The following is a 17081-nucleotide window of genomic DNA, read 5'->3' on the forward strand; positions in this document are numbered from 1 at the left end:
GAAGGTGGAACCCTGAACTAAGCTCACAGTCGCATACACACTGGCACGTCGGTATCACGCGAAAGGAGTCTGCATGGGCGGTCCCACCTCAACAGTTATTTGTAGCGTTGCCCTGCTGGTGCTGCTGAGCGGCTGCGGCCAGGAAAAACCTGAGCCCAAGGCCCATTCCAGGGTGTTTGTGCAAACGGTGCAGCCGACCGATTTTGCAGCGGCGGTGACCCTCACCGGGGATATCCAGGCGCGGGTGCAGACCGATTTGTCATTTCGCGTGGGCGGCAAGATTATCCAGCGCATGGTCGATGTCGGCGACCGCGTGACGGCCCGGCAAGTGCTGGCCAAGCTCGATCCCAAGGATTTGCAGACCAATGTCGATTCCGCCCAGGCCCAGGTGGTGGCAGAACAGGCACGGGTCAAACAGACAGCGGCGGCTTTTGTGCGCCAGGAAAAACTCCTGCCCAAGGGCTACACCAGCCGCAGTGAATACGATGCCGCCCAGGCTGCATTGCGCAGCAGTCAAAGCGCCCTGGCTGCCGCGCAGGCGCAGTTGGCCAATGCCCGCGAGCAGTTGGGCTATACGGCGTTGATCGCCGAAGCGCCGGGGGTGATTACCGCGCGCCAGGCCGAAGTGGGCCAGGTGGTGCAGGCCACCGTACCGATCTTCAGCCTGGCCCGCGATGGCGAGCGCGACGCGGTGTTCAACGTCTACGAGTCGCTGCTGGCCGAACCTGCGCCGGATGTACCGATCACCGTCAGCTTGTTGGATAACCCGAGCATCAAGGCCGTGGGCCGGGTGCGTGAAGTGACCCCGGCCGTTGCGGCCAACAGCGGCACCGTGCAGGTGAAGATCGCCCTGGATGCCTTGCCCACGGGCATGCAACTGGGCTCGGTGGTCAGTGCCACCGCCAACGGGCAAGCCAAGGCCAGCATCGAGCTGCCTTGGGCCGCGTTGACCAAGGATCTAAGCGAGCCCGCCGTGTGGCTGGTGGATGGCGACGGCAAGGCGCAACTGCACAAGGTCACCGTCGCCCGCTACCTGACCGGTAAGGTGATCATCGGCGATGGCCTCAAGGGCGGCGAAAACGTCGTAGTGGCCGGTGGGCAATTGCTGCATCCGGGCATGCTAGTGGAGATCGCCCAGGCGCCGGACCAGGCCCAGGCCCAGGGAGTGCAGCCATGAAGCGCCAGACGCTGATCCTCGCCAGCAGCCTGTTGCTGATCGCCTGTTCCAAGGAAGAACCGGCGCCGGAACCGGTGCGCCCGGTGCTTTGGGTCGAGGTAAAAGCCGAAGACCAGGAGCACCTTGGGCGCTTCGCCGGCAGTATCCAGGCGCGCTATGAAAGCAACCTGGGCTTCCGGGTGCCGGGGCGCATTGCGCGGCGTGCGGTCGATGTGGGCGCCGAAGTCGACAAGGGCGCCCTGCTGGCGGTGCTCGACCCCACTGACCAGCAGAACCAGCTGCGCGCCGCCCAGGGCGACCTGGCGCGGATCCAGGCGCAATTTATCAATGCCCAGGCCAATGCCCGTCGCCAGCAGGAATTGTTCAATCGTGGTGTTGGCGCCCAGGCACAACTGGACGTTGCCCAGACCGACCTGAAAACCACCCAGGCCTCACTCGACCAGGCCAAGGCGGCGGTGGACCAGGCCAGGGATCAGCTCAACTACGCCGAGTTGCGCACCGACCATGGCGGCATCGTCACCGCTTGGAATGCCGAGGCCGGCCAAGTAGTGAGTGCCGGTCAGCAAGTGGTGACGCTGGCCCGTCCGGATATCAAGGAAGCGGTGATCGACCTGCCCGCCGGCCTCGCCGAGCGCCTGCCGAGCGATGTGGTGTTTCTGGTGGCCAGCCAGCTGGACCCCGGCATCAACACCACCGCCACCGTGCGCGAGATCGAGCCCCAGGCGCAGAGTGCAACCCGCACCCGGCGCGCACGCCTGACCCTGGCCCAGACGCCGCCGGCGTTCCGCTTGGGCACGGCGATCAGCGTGACCCTGAGCTCGGCCATCGCCCCGCGTATCGAGTTGCCCGCCAGCGCGGTGCAGGATGTCGAAGGCAAGGCCCGTATCTGGGTCATCGATACGCAGCAGCAGAGCGTGCAGCCCCGTGATGTAACCCTGGTCAGCCGCGATGCCAGCCGTGTCGTGCTTAACGGCGGGGTGCAGCCTGGGGAGCGTGTGGTCAGCGCCGGCGTCAACAGCCTCAAACCCGGACAAAAAGTCAAAACCGACGAGGACAGCCCGCGATGAAAGGGAGCTTCAACTTATCCGACTGGGCACTCAAGCATCAGTCCTTCGTCTGGTACCTGATGTTCGTCGCGCTGCTGATGGGCGTGTTTTCCTACATGAACCTGGGGCGCGAGGAAGATCCGTCCTTCACCATCAAGACCATGGTGATCCAGACCCGCTGGCCGGGCGCGACCCAGGAAGAAACCCTCAAGCAGGTCACCGACCGCATCGAGAAAAAGCTCGAAGAACTGGACTCGCTGGACTATGTGAAAAGCTACACCCGGCCCGGTGAGTCCACGGTTTTCGTGTTCCTCAAGGACACCACCAGCGCCAAGGCGATCCCCGAGATCTGGTACCAGGTGCGCAAGAAGATCGACGACATCCGCGGCACCTTCCCCCAGGGCTTGCAGGGGCCTTCGTTCAACGACGAGTTTGGTGACGTGTTTGGCTCGGTGTATGCCTTTACCGCCGACGGCATGTCGATGCGCCAGTTGCGCGATTACGTCGAGCAGGTGCGCGCCGAGATCCGGGCTGTGCCGGGGTTGGGCAAGGTCGAGATGATCGGCCAGCAGGACGAAGTGATTTACCTGAATTTTTCCACGCGCAAACTGGCCGCCCTGGGGATCGACCAGCGCCAGGTGGTGCAGAGCCTGCAATCGCAGAACGCGGTGACCCCGGCCGGGGTGATCGAGGCCGGGCCGGAGCGGATTTCGGTGCGTACCTCGGGGCAATTCGCCTCGGAAAAGGATCTGGCCGACGTCAATCTGCGGCTCAATGATCGTTTCTATCGGTTGGCGGATATCGCTGATATCAGCCGTGGTTATGTGGATCCGGCGCGGCCGATGTTTCGTTTCAACGGTCAGCAAGCCATCGGCCTGGCCATCGCCATGCAGAAGGGCGGCAACATCCAGGAATTTGGCAAGGCGCTGCACCAGCGCATGGACGAGCTGACGGCCGACCTGCCGGTGGGCATTGGCGTGCACAAGGTGTCGGACCAGGCAGAGGTGGTGGAAGAAGCGGTCGGCGGCTTCACCAGTGCGCTGTTCGAAGCGGTGATCATCGTGCTGGTGGTGAGCTTTATCAGCCTCGGCCTGCGTGCCGGGTTGGTGGTGGCATGCTCGATCCCGCTGGTGCTGGCGCTGGTGTTTGTGTTTATGGAGTACAGCGGCATCACCATGCAGCGGGTGTCGCTGGGCGCGTTGATCATCGCCCTTGGTTTGCTGGTGGACGACGCGATGATCACCGTGGAAATGATGATCACCCGCCTGGAAAAAGGCGAGACCCTGGAGCAGGCTGCGACCTACGCCTACACCTCCACCGCGTTCCCGATGCTCACCGGCACCCTGGTGACCGTGGCCGGGTTTGTGCCTATTGGCCTCAACGCCAGCTCGGCCGGCGAATACACCTTCACCCTGTTTGCGGTGATTGCGGTGGCGATGCTGGTGTCGTGGGTGGTGGCCGTGTTGTTTGCGCCGGTGATTGGCGTGCATATCCTCAGCAGCAAGGTCAAACCGCACAATGAAGAGCCGGGGCGTATTGGCCGGGCCTTCAATGGCGGCATGTTGTGGGCCATGCGCAATCGCTGGTGGGCGATCGGCCTCACGGTACTGCTGTTCGTGGCGTCGGTGTTTTCCATGCAGTTTGTGCAGAACCAGTTTTTTCCGTCGTCCGATCGCCCGGAAATCCTCGTCGACCTCAACCTGCCGCAAAATGCCTCGATCAATGAAACCCGCAAGGCGGTGGACCGGCTTGAAGCGATCATCAAGGACGACCCGGACATCGCACGCTGGAGCACCTACATCGGCCAGGGTGCGATCCGTTTCTACCTGCCCCTGGACCAGCAACTGGAGAACCCGTACTACGCGCAGTTGGTGATCGTCAGCAAAGGCCTGGAAGAGCGCGGCGCGTTGATCGAGCGCCTGCAAAAACGTTTGCGCGATGACTTCGTGGGCGTCGGCAGTTTTGTCCAACCCCTGGAAATGGGCCCGCCGGTCGGGCGCCCGATCCAGTACCGGGTATCGGGCAAGGACATCGACCAGGTGCGCAAACACGCCATCGAACTGGCGACACTGCTGGATAAAAACAGCCACCTGGGCGAGATCATCTACGACTGGAACGAGCCTGGCAAAGTGCTGCGGGTCGATATCGCCCAGGACAAGGCGCGCCAGCTCGGGCTGTCGTCCGAAGATGTGGCGCAGTTGATGAACAGCGTGGTCAGCGGCTCGGCCGTGACCCAGGTGCACGACGATATCTACTTGATCAACGTGGTCGGCCGCGCCGAAGACGCCGAACGCGGTACCCCGGAAACCTTGCAGAACCTGCAGATTGTCACGCCGAGCGGTACCTCGATCCCGCTGTTGGCCTTTGCCACCGTGCGCTACGAGTTGGAGCAGCCGCTGGTGTGGCGGCGCGATCGCAAGCCAACCATCACCATCAAGGCCGCCGTGCGCGACGAGATGCAGCCGACCGACCTGGTCAAGCAGCTCAAGCCTGAAATCGACAAGTTCAGCGCCGCGTTGCCGGTGGGCTACAAGGTCGCAACCGGCGGTACCGTGGAAGAAAGCGGCAAGGCTCAGGGCCCGATTGCCAGCGTGGTGCCGTTGATGCTGTTCTTGATGGCGACCTTCCTGATGATCCAGTTGCACAGCGTGCAGAAAATGTTCCTGGTGGCCAGTGTGGCCCCGCTGGGCTTGATCGGCGTGGTGCTGGCGCTGATTCCCACCGGCACGCCCATGGGCTTTGTGGCGATCCTGGGGATCCTGGCGCTGATCGGCATCATCATCCGCAACTCGGTGATCCTGGTGACCCAGATCGACGCCTATGAGCGTGATGGCTACACGCCGTGGGACGCGGTGGTGCAAGCCACCGAACACCGGCGTCGGCCGATCCTGCTGACGGCAGCCGCGGCCAGCCTGGGCATGATCCCCATCGCGCGGGAGGTGTTCTGGGGGCCGATGGCTTACGCGATGATCGGCGGTATCATCATCGCGACCTTGCTGACGTTGCTGTTTTTGCCGGCGCTGTATGTGGCCTGGTACAAAATCCGCGAGCCCAAGACCGCGCCGTAACTCAAACTGTGGCGAGGGGGCACCCCCGTTGGGCTGCGAAGCAGCCCCAAAACCTGCTATCTCGGTCTATCTGATAGACCTGGGTGAGGCTTACTGGGGCTGCTTCGCAACCCAGCGGGACAAGCCCCCTCCCCACAGGGCCAGGCAGTGGGAAAAATCTTTAAATGGGCTTTGGAAAAGTTCCGATCCCCGAATTGTTTTACCCTCGGGCTTTCGCTCCTGTGAAGGCCAACGTCATGACCCGTAACCTGCGCCGTGTCCTGTGCATCAGCCTGCTGCTGCTCTCGCCCCTGGCAGTGGCCAGCACCGTTTTGGAAAACCCCCAGTGGCGCGTCGAACTCGACGCGGCGACCCTGGCCGTGCGCGTGACCCCGGCGGGACGCGAACCGGTGCAAGCCGCCAGTGGCGTGGCGGCCCATCAGGTCAGCCGGTTGAAACAGTCCAAGCAACAGGCCAATTGGCAATGGGACAACGGCGCCTATCGCCTGAGCGCGACACTGGATCAGCGCGACCTGATTCTCACCGTCACCGCACGCGAGGCCGCGGAGCTTGAGCTTATCCGCCAGCCCGCCAGTGCCATGGGCAACGGCTTGATCTGGCCGTTGGCCGAGGGGCATTACATCCCTGCCGGCAATCGTCTCTGGCAGGACTTCCTGCTTGAGCAGGGCGACGTGAACAGCACCCAGGACCTGAGCCTGCCGTTATGGGGCGTCGACCATGGCCGCTTTACCCTCAATTGGCTGCTGACCAACCCCTACAACAATCGCTTGCAGTGGCAGGCCGAGGGCTCGCGCCTGGGCTTGTCGCTGCGCCATGAATTCACCGCCCTGGACCCCACCGCGCCCATGAGCTTGCGTCTGAACCTTGGCGAGGCCGACTTGCTGGCCGGCGCCAAACGCTATCGCCAATGGTTGATAGAGCAGGGGCGCTACGAGCCTTTGGCAGACAAGCTGCAACAGATCCCCGCCGGCAAAAAACTGTTGGGCGCCAGCCATGTGTACCTGTGGGGCAATGACCTGCTGGGCCTGGGCGATGTGCGCGATTGGGCGCAGTTACGCACATTGCTGCGCGCCCCTGACGGGCTGGGCGCGCAACTCAATGGCCTGCTGGACCCGCAAGCGGCGCAGGTGGTGCAAGTCACCCTGCCGTTTCTGGATCGCTATCAGCAAGGCGTGCTGCTCAGAGGGCTTAACGCTGCGCTGAACAAAAAGGCGCGGCTGAACTGGCAGGCCCAGGTGCAGCCCGATATGCAGGCACTCGTCGCCGGCTACGGCGCAGTCCGTGAGGAACTGGCGTTGGCGTTTGCCAGCGCCTTGAACTCCGCCCCTCAAGGCTGGGGCAGCACGTTGTCGACAGCCACGATAAAGACCCTGCAGGACAGCGGCCTGCAACGCCTGCTGTTGACCCTGGGGGAGGGCTGGGAAGGCGGGCTCTGGCACCCCGAGGCGGTGCGCAAGGGGGTCGAGGCCGGATACTTGATGGCGCCCTATGACTCTTATGAAACCGCGCTGGCGGATAGCGAAAACCCCGATTGGATCACCGCGCACCTGGGCAGCCGCGCCCACCGAGACTGCGCGATCATGCTCAAGAACGGCCAGCTCAAGACGGGTTTCCAGAAATCCGGGCACTACACCGACCCGCGCTGCGTGCGCCCGTTGCTGCAGGCACGGGTGACAGCGGTGCAGGCCGCGGCCGGTTTCAATGCCTGGTTTCTCGATGCCTATGCCACCGGCATGCTGTTTGACAGCTACCGCTCAGTGCTGGGCATGACCCAGGCGCAGAACGCTGAAGGCAATGTCGATGCGGCACGCTGGATCGGCAGCCACCTCCAGGTGCCGGTGGGCTCCGAAGACGGCAACGCCACCACCGCCCGGGGTGTGTTGTTCGCCCATGGCATGCAGACGCCGGTCATGGGCTGGGGCGACCGCGAGATGACCCAGGACAAACAATCGCCTTACTACGTTGGGGCCTGGTACCCACCGGAACAGCCAGCGGTATTCTTCAAGCGTGTGCCACTCAAAGAGCCGCTGCGCACCGTGTACTTCGCCCCGGCGATGCGCCTGCCGTTGTATCAGGCGGTCTTCCATGGCTCGGTCATCACCACCCATCACTGGCTGTTCGACAGCCTGAAACTGAGCAATGTGCAGGCGCAGAACGAGCTGACCCAGCTGCTTTACAACGTGCCGCCGCTCTATCACCTGAGTGCCGCTACGTTGAAGCAGCGCTTGCCAATGATCCAGCGCCAGGATGGGTTCTTTCGCCCATTACATGAGCGCCTCGCGACCCAGGCACTGACGGATTTCCGCTGGCTGAGCAGCGACCGGCTGGTGCAGCAGACGACCTTTGCCGATGGCACGCGGTTGGTGGCCAATTTTGCGCAGGAGCAAAGGGAAGGCTATGCGGGGCGCAGTGTGACGGCGTTGGTGGTGGGGGCAGGGCCGGTGGTGTATCAGGTGGATTAGCGGTGTTCTTGAGTCCATCGCGGGCAAGCCCGCTCCTACAGGGGAATGCATTCCAATGTGGGAGCGGGCTTGCCCGCGATGGCGTCCGCTCAGACAACCCCAACCTTGCGCCACACACTGGCCAACCAAGGCTGTTGCTCGCGCGGCAGGCCTGCTGGGCGATAGTAGTGCTCCAGCTCCTCAAACCCCGCCGTCGTCAGCAGCCCCTGCCAGGCCGCAAGGTCGTGGTACGAGCCATACCGCGGCCCGTTCCAGCCCTCCTGGTTTTCCCCTCGGGGGTTGGAGCTGAACAAGACGCCACCCGGCGTCAACGCCCCATGCAGTTGCCTGAGAATGCGCGGCAATTCCTGCTTGGGAATATGAAACAGCACCGCATTGGCAAAGATCCCATCGAACCGCCCGGCCGGTAGGTCGAGTTTGAGGAAGTCCTGGTGCAGTACCTCGCAGCCGCTGTCCTGGCGCGCCATCTGTGCAAACCGCTCGGCGCCGTCGAGCCCGACGGCGATATGTCCCAGGCGGGTGAATGTCTGCAAATCGCGCCCCGGCCCACAGCCGAAATCCAGCACGGTAAACGGTGCATCACCCTGGATATGCCGCAGCAACGCGTCGATGTTCTGGCTCACATCATGGTCGCGGGTGCCTTCGCGAAAATCCTCGGCCACCTGGTTGTAGTGGCCCAGGGTGGTGGAAGTAATCTGGTGGAGGTCGTCGGGGGCGAGTTTCATGGCAGTCGGCACCAGGGCAAAGAGAGGTGCCGACTATACCTCAGCGCTTGTTGAGCCCGCGCGCCAGGCGATCGCCGCCCAGTTGGATCACCGCCACCAGAATCACCAGCAGCACAATCACCGTGAGCATGATCTGGCTGTCGAAGCGTTGGTAGCCGTAGCGGTAGGCGATGTCCCCCAGGCCGCCGGCGCCAATCGCCCCGGCCATGGCCGAGGAGTTGATCATGGTCACCAGGGTAATGGTGAACCCGCCGACAATCCCCGGCAGCGCTTCCGGCAACAGCACATGCCAGACGATATGCCAGCGCCGGCAGCCCATGGCCTGCGCCGCTTCGATCAGGCCGTGGTCGACTTCACGCAGGCTGACTTCGGCGATCCGCGCAAAGAACGGCGTGGCGGCGATGGTCAGCGGCACCACCGCTGCCCACACGCCATAGGTGGTGCCGACGATCAGCCGGGTGAAGGGGATCAGCGCCACCATCAGAATCAGGAACGGGATGGAGCGGAACAGATTGACGAACGCCCCCAGCACCCGGTTCAACGCCGGGGCCTGGTAGATGCCGCCCTTGTCGCTGGTCACCAGGAACACCGCCAGCGGGATCCCCACCAGCAACGCGATCAACGATGACACGCCCACCATCAACAAGGTGTCGATGGCGCCCTGCAATAAACGATCAAACCACATAACCCAGCACCTCGACCTGTTGTGCCCAGCGCGTGGCGCGGGTGCGTAATGTGTCGGCGTCCAGGGTTGAGCCCGTCACCGCCAGCAGCAATTGCCCCAGGGCGTGGCCCTGGATGCGTTCGACCCCACCTTGCAGCAGGCGCACGCGCCCACCCAGGGCGCTGAACAGCGCGGCGAGGTCCGGTTCATCGGCACTGGCGCCGGTGAACTGCAGGCGCAGCACCACCGCCGCATGCGCCGACTGCGGCGTGGCCTGCAGGCGTTTTTGCAGCTCATCGGGCAAGCCGTGTTGCAGGGGCGCCAGCAGGGTTTTGCTGACCTCGTGCCGAGGGTTGCCAAACACCTCCCACACCGGGCCTTGCTCGACGATCCGCCCATGTTCGAGCACCACCACGCGGTCGCAGATTTCGCGGATCACGGCCATCTCATGGGTGATCAGCACGATGGTCAGGCCCAGGCGCTGGTTGATCTCGCGCAACAGGCCGAGGATCGACTGGGTGGTTTCCGGGTCCAGGGCCGAGGTGGCTTCGTCGCACAGCAGGATCTGCGGGTCGTGCACCAGCGATCGGGCGATGCCCACCCGTTGCTTCTGGCCGCCGGACAACTGCGCCGGGTACGCCTTGTGCTTGTCCTGCAAACCGACCAATTCCAGGAGCTCACGCACTTTTTGCTCGCGCTGTGGCTTGGGCACACCGGCCACTTTCAGCGGCAGTTCGACGTTCTGCCACACGGTCTTGGCCGACATCAGGTTGAAGTGCTGGAAGATCATGCCGATGCGCCGCCGCAGGGCCACCAGGCGGTCTTCGTCGAAGCCGCCGATATCCACCTGGTCGATCAACACCCGGCCGCTGCTGGGTTGTTCCAGGCGGTTGATGGTGCGGATCAGCGACGACTTGCCAGCGCCGCTGCGGCCGATGATGCCGAACACTTCGCCGCGCTGGATCGCCAGGTCGATGCCTTGCAGCGCGTGCACCGTGCCGTCATAGGTTTTGCCCAGGTTGATAAAACGCACATGGGCGTGGTTCAAGTCCGGATGCAGCTCTGTCTGCCGGGCGTCCGCGGGCGGTGTGCCGAGGTCGCGCAGTTGGGCGTTGGCGGCGCTCATATTCAGCCTTCCCAGCCGACTTGGTAGAGCTTGCCCAGGGATTTATCCAGGGCTGCGCGGACCACCGGCGAGTGCTGGTAGATCTCGACGAACTTGATCACCCGTGGGTCGCTGGTGCCTTTGGGCTGGGTCACGAACTGGATCACGTATTCCGGGTGGTCGAGGCCGTCGAACAGCAGCGCCGACTCGGCATTGAAGGTCTTGGACAGGCGGATATAGGCCGGGTAGCCCTGCACCAGGTCGGCATCGTCATAGGCGCGCACCAGCTGCACCGCTTCGACTTGCAGGATCTTGATTTTTTTCGGGTTGGCGACGATGTCTTCTTCGGTGGCCTTGTAGCCCACGCCCGGCTTGAGGGTGATCAAGCCTGCCTTGGCCAGCAGTTGCAGGCCGCGCCCGCTGTTGATCGGGTCGTTGGCGATGGCCACGCTGGCGCCTTGGGGCAGCTCATCGAAGCTTTTGTATTTTTTCGAGTACAGGCCCACGTTGTTGATGATCCCGGGCTTGAACGGCACCAAGTCAAAACCGGCAGCGGCCTTGGCGTTTTCCAGGAACGGGATGTGCTGGAAGTAGTTCACGTCGATATCGCCGGCGGCGAGGCTGACGTTGGGCGCTATCCAGTCGGTGAACTCCACCAGCTCGACTTTCAGGCCCTGCTTGCCGGCCTCTTCGACGGCAGCCTCCAGGGGAATGGCGAAGGCGGCCGTGGTGCCGACTTTGAGCGGCGCATCGGCGGCAAAAACCGCCGAGCTGAACAGGCCGAGGGCCAGGGCCAGTGCCTTGACTGGGTGGGAGAGCAGTGTTTTTTTCATCATTGATATTCCAAATGTAGGAGCGAGCTTGCTCGCGAAAAACCTGAGGGCGCCTCGGGGAATCAGATACCCCGCGTTATCGTTAACGATTTTCGCGAGCAAGCTCGCTCCTACAGGGGTTAGTGGCGGTAGGTGGAACCGGTGTGTTGTTCGGGTAAACGGGCATCGCGGTGGAACACTTTTTCGCGCAGTGTCCCGGTCTCATAAGCGGTCTTGTACGACCCACGCCTTTGCAGCTCGGGAATCACCAGATCAATGAAGTCCACATAGCTTTCCGGCGTAACAATGCGCGTCAGGTTGAAGCCATCCAGGCCGGTCTCGGCGATCCAGGACTCCAGCTCATCGGCCACCTGCGCAGGCGAACCCACCAGGGTGATATAGCGCCCGCCCAAAGCGTGCTGCTCCAGCAGTTTGCGACGGGTCCAGTCGTTGTTTTGCAAGGCCTTGGTGGCTGACTGGATGGCGTTGCTCTTCACGTACTGGATCGGTTCATCCAGTTCGTACTGTGAGAAGTCGATGGCGGTGGAGGCGCTGAAGTGCGCCACGCCGGCTTCGGCACTGGCGTAGCTCAGGTACTCGGCATGCTTGGCCCAGGCCAGTGCCTCGGTGGCGCCGACAATCACGTTGAGCCCCATGAACACCTTGATGTCGTGCGGGTTGCGCCCGGCCTCGACCGCGCTGGCGCGGACCTTGTCCACTTGCACCTGGGTCGCGGCCTTGTTCTGCCCGCTGATAAATACACACTCGGCATGGCGCCCGGCGAACAGCAGGCCGCGCTCCGAGCTACCGGCCTGGAACAGCACCGGCGTGCGCTGCGGCGAGGGCTCGCAGAGGTGATAACCCTCCACCTGATAGAACTCGCCATGGTGCTCGACCTTGTGCACCTTGCCCGGCTGGGCATAGATGCGTTGTTGCGGGTCGTTGAGTACCGCGTCGTCTTCCCAGCTGCCTTCCCAGAGCTTGTACAGCACCTCCAAGTACTCGTCGGCCTGGTCGTAGCGCCGGTCATGCTCGACCTGTTCGGTGAGGCCCATGGCCTTGGCGGCGCTGTCCAGGTAGCCGGTGACGATGTTCCAGCCCACCCGCCCACGGCTCAGGTGATCCAGGGTGGACATGCGCCGGGCGAACAGATACGGCGGCTCATAGGTCAGGTTGGCGGTCAGGCCGAAACCCAGGTTCCTGGTCACGGCGGCCATGGCCGAGACCAGCAGCAGCGGGTCGTTGACCGGCAGTTGGATGGACTCCTTGAGCGGCACGTCGACCGAGCCTTGATAGACGTCGTACACGCCAACGATATCGGCGATAAACAAACCGTCGAACAGGCCGCGCTCCAGCAGTTGCGCCAGTTCAGTCCAGTATTCGAGGGTTTTGTATTGGGTCGAGGTGTCCCGTGGATGAGTCCACAGGCCGTGGTTGATATGCCCGATGCAGTTCATGTTGAAGGCATTGAGCAGGATCTTTTTCTTCGCCATCAGATGGTCCCCCGCAGTGGCGGGTTTTCATCGTTGAGGTAGTAATTGCCCACCGCGTGGTACTTCCAGCGCACCGGGTCGTGCAGGGTATGCACCCGGGCGTTGCGCCAGTGGCGGTCCAGGCCATGTTCGGCGAGGGTCGCCTGGCTGCCGGCGAGTTCGAACAGGGTGCTGCCGGCGGCCAGGGAAATCTCGGTGCTCAGGGCGCGTACTTCGGCCACGGCAATCGAGGCCGCCGCGACGGTTTGCGCGGTGCTGTCGGCCTGGGCGCGGTCGAGGAATTCGCCGGAGCGCTCCAGCAGGGCTTCGGTGGCGTGCAGGCGCACGCTCAGGTGGCCGAAGCTCTTGAGGGTCAGTGGGTCTTCACTGGCCTTGTCGTTGCCCGAGTCGATCCACGGCCGGGTCTTGGTGCGCACAAAATGCAGGGCATCTTCAAAGGCCGCGCGGGCGATGCCGGTGTCGATGGCGGCGTGGAGGATCTGGGCCAGCGGGCCCACGGTGGTCGGGCGCTCGAAGGCGCTTTGGAACGGGATCACGTCTGCGGCCGCGACCCAAACGTTGTCGAACACCACCGAGCCGCTACCGGTGGTGCGCTGGCCAAAGCCGCTCCAGTCGTCGATCACCGTCAGGCCCTGGCTGTCGTGCGGGACAAAGGCCAGTTGCTGCACGCCGTGCTCGTCCACCACCGATGTGGGAATGCGCTGGGCGTAGATCGCGCCGGTGGCGTAGAACTTACGGCCACTGATACGAAACCCGTCGCCGTCACGGGTAATCGCGGTCACCCGGTCATGGGCGGTCTTGGTACCCAGTTCCGCCAGGGCATTGCCAAAGCGCTGGCCGGCCAGGACCTCGGCGTACAGGCGCTGTTGCTGCGCCGGGCTGCCATTTACCCGCAGCACTTCCAGGGCATAGAAATGGTTCTGCGGGATCTGCCCCAATGAGGCATCGGCCTGGGCGATCAGGGCGATGACCTTGGCCAGGGTGACGTTGGATACGCCAGCGCCGCCGTAGGCCTTGGGCACGCTGATGCCCCACAGGCCGGAACGGGAAAAGGCTTCCAGTTCGGCGAGCGGCAGGCGCCGTTCGCGGTCGCGCAGGGCGCTGTCACGGCGAAAGTCTTCGGCCAGGTCGCTGGCGACAATCAGGGCTTGTTCATCGCTGGTGATGACCGCGACGGGATGGGAAAGCGTCATGTTTTTCTCCAGAGGTCTGGTCGTCAGATCCAGGAATGCCGGGCCGGCAATGTTCCATTGAGGTGCCAAGCGCCCACCGCGTGATATTTCCAGCGCACCGGGTCGTGCAGGGTGTGTACCCGGGCATTGCGCCAGTGGCGGTCGAGGTTGAATTCGGCGAGGGTGGCGCGGCTGCCGGCCAGTTCGAAGAGCTTCTCGCTGACCAGCAACGAGACTTCGGTGGTCAGCACCTTGGCTTGGGCCACGGCAATCGAGGCCCGGGCGGCGGAGTGCTCGGTGATGGGCGCGGCGCTGACCTGGTCCAACACTTGGCCGGCCTTGCGCAACAGGGCTTCGGCGGCGTGCAGCTCGATTTTCAGTTTGCCGATATCGGCAATCACGTAGAGGTCATCACTGGCCCGCTCGACCTTGGCGTCGATCCAGGGTCGTGCGCGCTCACGCACGAAGCTGATGGTGTCGTCGAGGGCGCCGCGGGCGATGCCGGCGTCGATGGCCGCCTGGATCAATTGCGAGACCGCGCCCTGGATGCCCGGGGTTTGCCCCAGGCGCCAGGTCGGCACCACCAGGTCGGCGTCTACCGGCACATTGTTGAGCAGCACGGTGCCGCTGGCGGTGGTGCGTTGGCCAAAACCCGACCAGTCATCGACGATGCGCAGGCCCGGCGTGCCCCGTCGCACAAACGCCATGACCTGGCGGCCTTCGTCATCCAGGGCCTTGACCGCGACCCAATGGGCGAACAGCGCGCCGGTGGAGTAGAACTTCTGGCCGTTGATGACAAGGCCGTCACCCTCGGCGCTGATCCGCGCCTTCAAATCCAGGGTGTTTTTGGTGCCGCGTTCCGGGCCGCCGTTGCCGATGCGCCAGCCATCCAGCACGCTTTGGAACAGCTGTTTTTTCTGCTCTTGGCTGGCCGCACCTTGCAGTACGTGCAAGATGCCGAAGTGGTTCTGCGGGATCTGCCCCAGGGCCGGGTCGGCGGCGCTGATAATGGCGAACACCTCGGCCAGGGTCACGAACGACACTTGCGGGCCACCGTATTCGCGGGGGATGGAAATACTGCCCAGGCCACTGCGGGTGAACTGTTCGAGTTCGGCCCAGGGCAGTTTGCGCTGGCGGTCGCGCAACCCGGCTTGCAGGCGGGCAGCCTGGGCAAGCTCGTGGGCGGCGGCGAGGGCTTCACTGTCGTTGCGCAGCACTTTGGCGGGCAATAGCAGCGGGGCGATATCCAGATCGCTCTGGAGGGGCGATTGCGCCAAGTTAGACATCGGTGCGCCCCTGCGTGGCTACACGTAATGCCCTGGCGTTGTGCACCGGGGTAATTTTGACCATACCTACCTCACATCCGTGGAAAGCTTAAAAATCAGGAATGTCCGGTGGTCCGGTGTATATACCCTAAGCGTGTTTATTTTTTAAATAAACTAACTTTTAGGAATATGCATAGAAGGTCTGTCACCCCGGCTCGCAAGGCGAGCCAGGGCGCCGTGGCTGGTACACCGACGGATGGCCGGCCGGTCCATGGGCCTGGGCCTGGCCGATGCTCACGGTGCGTGGCGGGGCCCAGCGGGAGTTGTTGCCCACACGGTCGATCACGCAGTAGGTGACCTCCTGGCGTGCATCGTCGCCCGCGTCGAGGATCAGCGCCGAAGGCACCCAGACATGCACCGGCCGGCCCACCTCATGGGCCTGGATGGGCGGCAGGTCAAGGCGCGCGTCGCCCCAGCGCAGGGTGATTGCATCGCCGGTGGCCATGTTCAGGTAGGGTTCGATGATCAACGGCACGCCCCGGCGGATCTGGCTGGGGTTGACGCCATGGCGGCGAATGGTTTCCGGCAGGCCGACCGGGGCCAGGCTCTGGTTTTCTTCACCACACAGCACCGATGGCTGGCCGCCAGGGCACGCGGTCTTGACCTGCACGCGGGTGATCAGGGAGCGCGCCGGGCCGCGCCCCACTTGCATGACCCGGTAATGAATCCGTGCGGCGCCATTTTGCACAAAACTCTCGGGCACCCGCAGGCTGCTGGGCTGGCCGATATCGGCGGCGCCTACGCGCTTGGAGGCGGCAAAGCAGTTGTTCCAGAACAGCTCGATCAGGTCGCCCTTGCCCATGTTTGGGTAGGGGGCGATATCGACCTGCAAATGGGTGGCGGCGTGCGCATTGATACCTTGTTTGAGGGCCTGGGGCACTGTCGGCGCGGCGAACATGGCCAGGGGGGGAAGGTGCTTCATAAATAATCTCCTTGATGCAGCCAGCAGCGATCGTTCCGAGCCCCGGAGGGGGGTTCGAAAGGAACGATTTTTTTGAAAAGCCAGGATAGGATCCAATCCTCTGGGCCTTAGATAAGAGGGTTGGCCAGGGGGCGTCAATGGCGGCAAAAGGCTAAACGGCGGGTTTGGGATTATTCAGATGGGTCTGACTGGGAGGGGGTGTAAAGGCGGGTTTGGGTAGGGTGCTTTTCTATGTGATGAGCGCCGATCCCTGTAGGAGCGAGCTTGCTCGCGAAGAACGTCAACGATAACGCGGAGAATCAAATTAACCGTGTCGTCTGGGCGTTTTTCGCGAGCAAGCTCGCTCCTACAGTGAGTGGGGGGTTAGTGGGTGAGGAATTTGCTGAGGAACTGCCGGGTCCGTTCTTCCCTGGGGTTGGCAAACAGCGCCTTGGCTTCGCCTTGCTCGACGATCACGCCCTTGTCGAAAAAGATCACCCGGTTGGCCACGTCCCGCGCAAAACTCATTTCGTGGGTGACGATGACCATGGTGCGGTTCTCTTCGGCCAGGCTGCGGATGGTCGCCAGTACTTCGCCCACCAACTCTGGGTCGAGGGCCGAGGTCGGTTCATCGAACAGGATGACTTCCGGTTCCATTGCCAAGGCCCGGGCAATTGCCACCCGTTGCTGCTGGCCACCGGACAGGCGCCGGGGGTAGGCGTCTTCCTTGCCCGCCAGGCCGACCTTGGCCAGTAGCGAGCGACCGAGGCGGTCGGCGGCTTCGCGTGGCATCTTCTTGACCACCAGCGGGCCTTCGATGACGTTTTCCAGCGCGGTGCGGTGGGGGAACAGGTTGAAGTTCTGGAACACAAAGCCCACATGCTGGCGCAGGCGCCGCACCAGGCTTTGTTGCTGGTTGAGCGGGCGGCTGCCGTCGATCTGGATGTCGCCGACCTTGATCCGGCCGCTGGTGGGTTCTTCAAGGAAGTTCAGGCAGCGCAGGAAGGTCGTCTTGCCAGATCCGCTGGGGCCGATGATGGCGACGACTTCGCCTTCCTTGACCTCCAGGTCGATCCCGTTGAGCACCACTTGGCCCTTGAATTGTTTGGTCAGTTTTTCAACCACGATCAT

The 17081-nt window shown here is 63.3% G+C and carries 13 protein-coding genes; 4 read left to right on the forward strand and 9 right to left on the reverse strand.

Features of this window, described 5'->3' with window-relative positions; all coding sequences use genetic code 11:
- Window positions 1-73 precede the first annotated feature (73 nt).
- The 4 genes from HKK57_RS10405 to HKK57_RS10420 all read left to right on the forward strand — a co-directional run bounded on the left by HKK57_RS10405 (window position 74) and on the right by HKK57_RS10420 (window position 7753).
- Window positions 74-1177 carry an efflux RND transporter periplasmic adaptor subunit gene (locus tag HKK57_RS10405; protein WP_070996399.1) on the forward strand — a complete coding sequence of 368 codons (1104 nt, stop codon included), beginning with the start codon at window positions 74-76 and terminating at the stop codon, window positions 1175-1177.
- Window positions 1174-2244, forward strand: coding sequence for an efflux RND transporter periplasmic adaptor subunit (locus HKK57_RS10410; RefSeq protein ID WP_092232705.1), 1071 nt, complete (start codon window positions 1174-1176; stop codon window positions 2242-2244). Before HKK57_RS10405 ends, HKK57_RS10410 begins: the two co-directional genes overlap by 4 nt.
- On the forward strand, window positions 2241-5291 hold the full coding sequence (locus HKK57_RS10415; protein ID WP_029299540.1) for an efflux RND transporter permease subunit: 3051 nt from the start codon (window positions 2241-2243) through the stop codon (window positions 5289-5291). The genes HKK57_RS10410 and HKK57_RS10415 overlap by 4 nt, the downstream gene beginning before the upstream one ends.
- Before the next feature lie 236 nt (window positions 5292-5527).
- Window positions 5528-7753: a glycoside hydrolase gene (locus HKK57_RS10420; protein WP_169390126.1), complete on the forward strand. Its 2226-nt coding sequence runs from the start codon at window positions 5528-5530 to the stop codon at window positions 7751-7753.
- Between the two features lie 89 nt (window positions 7754-7842).
- Here HKK57_RS10420 and HKK57_RS10425 read toward each other — a convergent pair whose 3' ends face one another.
- The 9 genes from HKK57_RS10425 to tcyN all read right to left on the reverse strand — a co-directional run bounded on the left by HKK57_RS10425 (window position 7843) and on the right by tcyN (window position 17081).
- On the reverse strand, window positions 7843-8478 hold the full coding sequence (locus HKK57_RS10425) for a class I SAM-dependent methyltransferase (RefSeq protein ID WP_169390127.1): 636 nt from the start codon (window positions 8476-8478) through the stop codon (window positions 7843-7845).
- Window positions 8479-8518: 40 nt separating this feature from the next.
- The gene (locus HKK57_RS10430) at window positions 8519-9163 is read right to left on the reverse strand and encodes a methionine ABC transporter permease (protein WP_029299545.1); all 645 of its coding nucleotides are present in this window, start codon (window positions 9161-9163) and stop codon (window positions 8519-8521) included.
- The gene (locus HKK57_RS10435) at window positions 9153-10268 is read right to left on the reverse strand and encodes a methionine ABC transporter ATP-binding protein (protein ID WP_169390128.1); all 1116 of its coding nucleotides are present in this window, start codon (window positions 10266-10268) and stop codon (window positions 9153-9155) included. Before HKK57_RS10435 ends, HKK57_RS10430 begins: the two co-directional genes overlap by 11 nt.
- A gap of 2 nt (window positions 10269-10270) precedes the next feature.
- Window positions 10271-11080: a MetQ/NlpA family ABC transporter substrate-binding protein gene (locus HKK57_RS10440; protein WP_029299550.1), complete on the reverse strand. Its 810-nt coding sequence runs from the start codon at window positions 11078-11080 to the stop codon at window positions 10271-10273.
- Window positions 11081-11199: 119 nt separating this feature from the next.
- Window positions 11200-12552, reverse strand: a complete 1353-nt coding sequence (locus tag HKK57_RS10445; RefSeq protein ID WP_169390129.1) for an LLM class flavin-dependent oxidoreductase — start codon at window positions 12550-12552, stop codon at window positions 11200-11202.
- The gene (locus HKK57_RS10450; RefSeq protein ID WP_092232716.1) at window positions 12552-13745 is read right to left on the reverse strand and encodes an SfnB family sulfur acquisition oxidoreductase; all 1194 of its coding nucleotides are present in this window, start codon (window positions 13743-13745) and stop codon (window positions 12552-12554) included. The genes HKK57_RS10445 and HKK57_RS10450 overlap by 1 nt, the downstream gene beginning before the upstream one ends.
- Before the next feature lie 23 nt (window positions 13746-13768).
- Window positions 13769-15010, reverse strand: coding sequence for an SfnB family sulfur acquisition oxidoreductase (locus tag HKK57_RS10455; protein ID WP_104911350.1), 1242 nt, complete (start codon window positions 15008-15010; stop codon window positions 13769-13771).
- A gap of 184 nt (window positions 15011-15194) precedes the next feature.
- Complete coding sequence (locus HKK57_RS10460) at window positions 15195-15971, reverse strand: hypothetical protein (RefSeq protein WP_029299557.1); 777 nt, start codon at window positions 15969-15971, stop codon at window positions 15195-15197.
- Window positions 15972-16334: 363 nt separating this feature from the next.
- Entirely contained in the window at window positions 16335-17081 is a 747-nt protein-coding gene (gene tcyN, locus HKK57_RS10465) for an L-cystine ABC transporter ATP-binding protein TcyN (protein WP_029299559.1), read from the reverse strand.

This window comes from Pseudomonas sp. ADAK21 (genome assembly GCF_012935735.1).
Classification (GTDB): domain Bacteria; phylum Pseudomonadota; class Gammaproteobacteria; order Pseudomonadales; family Pseudomonadaceae; genus Aquipseudomonas; species Aquipseudomonas proteolytica.

What these genes read in the sequence shown, in the direction of transcription:
- HKK57_RS10440 (WP_029299550.1), bottom strand. Translation starts at nt 11,080, where the DNA reads ATGAAAAAAACACTGCTCTCCCACCCAGTCAAGGCACTGGCCCTGGCC.
- HKK57_RS10430 (WP_029299545.1), bottom strand. Translation starts at nt 9,163, where the DNA reads ATGTGGTTTGATCGTTTATTGCAGGGCGCCATCGACACCTTGTTGATG.
- HKK57_RS10450 (WP_092232716.1), bottom strand. Translation starts at nt 13,745, where the DNA reads ATGACGCTTTCCCATCCCGTCGCGGTCATCACCAGCGATGAACAAGCC.
- HKK57_RS10460 (WP_029299557.1), bottom strand. Translation starts at nt 15,971, where the DNA reads ATGAAGCACCTTCCCCCCCTGGCCATGTTCGCCGCGCCGACAGTGCCC.
- HKK57_RS10435 (WP_169390128.1), bottom strand. Translation starts at nt 10,268, where the DNA reads ATGAGCGCCGCCAACGCCCAACTGCGCGACCTCGGCACACCGCCCGCG.
- HKK57_RS10410 (WP_092232705.1), top strand. Translation starts at nt 1,174, where the DNA reads ATGAAGCGCCAGACGCTGATCCTCGCCAGCAGCCTGTTGCTGATCGCC.
- HKK57_RS10425 (WP_169390127.1), bottom strand. Translation starts at nt 8,478, where the DNA reads ATGAAACTCGCCCCCGACGACCTCCACCAGATTACTTCCACCACCCTG.
- HKK57_RS10420 (WP_169390126.1), top strand. Translation starts at nt 5,528, where the DNA reads ATGACCCGTAACCTGCGCCGTGTCCTGTGCATCAGCCTGCTGCTGCTC.
- HKK57_RS10405 (WP_070996399.1), top strand. Translation starts at nt 74, where the DNA reads ATGGGCGGTCCCACCTCAACAGTTATTTGTAGCGTTGCCCTGCTGGTG.
- HKK57_RS10415 (WP_029299540.1), top strand. Translation starts at nt 2,241, where the DNA reads ATGAAAGGGAGCTTCAACTTATCCGACTGGGCACTCAAGCATCAGTCC.
- HKK57_RS10455 (WP_104911350.1), bottom strand. Translation starts at nt 15,010, where the DNA reads ATGTCTAACTTGGCGCAATCGCCCCTCCAGAGCGATCTGGATATCGCC.
- tcyN (WP_029299559.1), bottom strand. Translation starts at nt 17,081, where the DNA reads ATGATCGTGGTTGAAAAACTGACCAAACAATTCAAGGGCCAAGTGGTG.
- HKK57_RS10445 (WP_169390129.1), bottom strand. Translation starts at nt 12,552, where the DNA reads ATGGCGAAGAAAAAGATCCTGCTCAATGCCTTCAACATGAACTGCATC.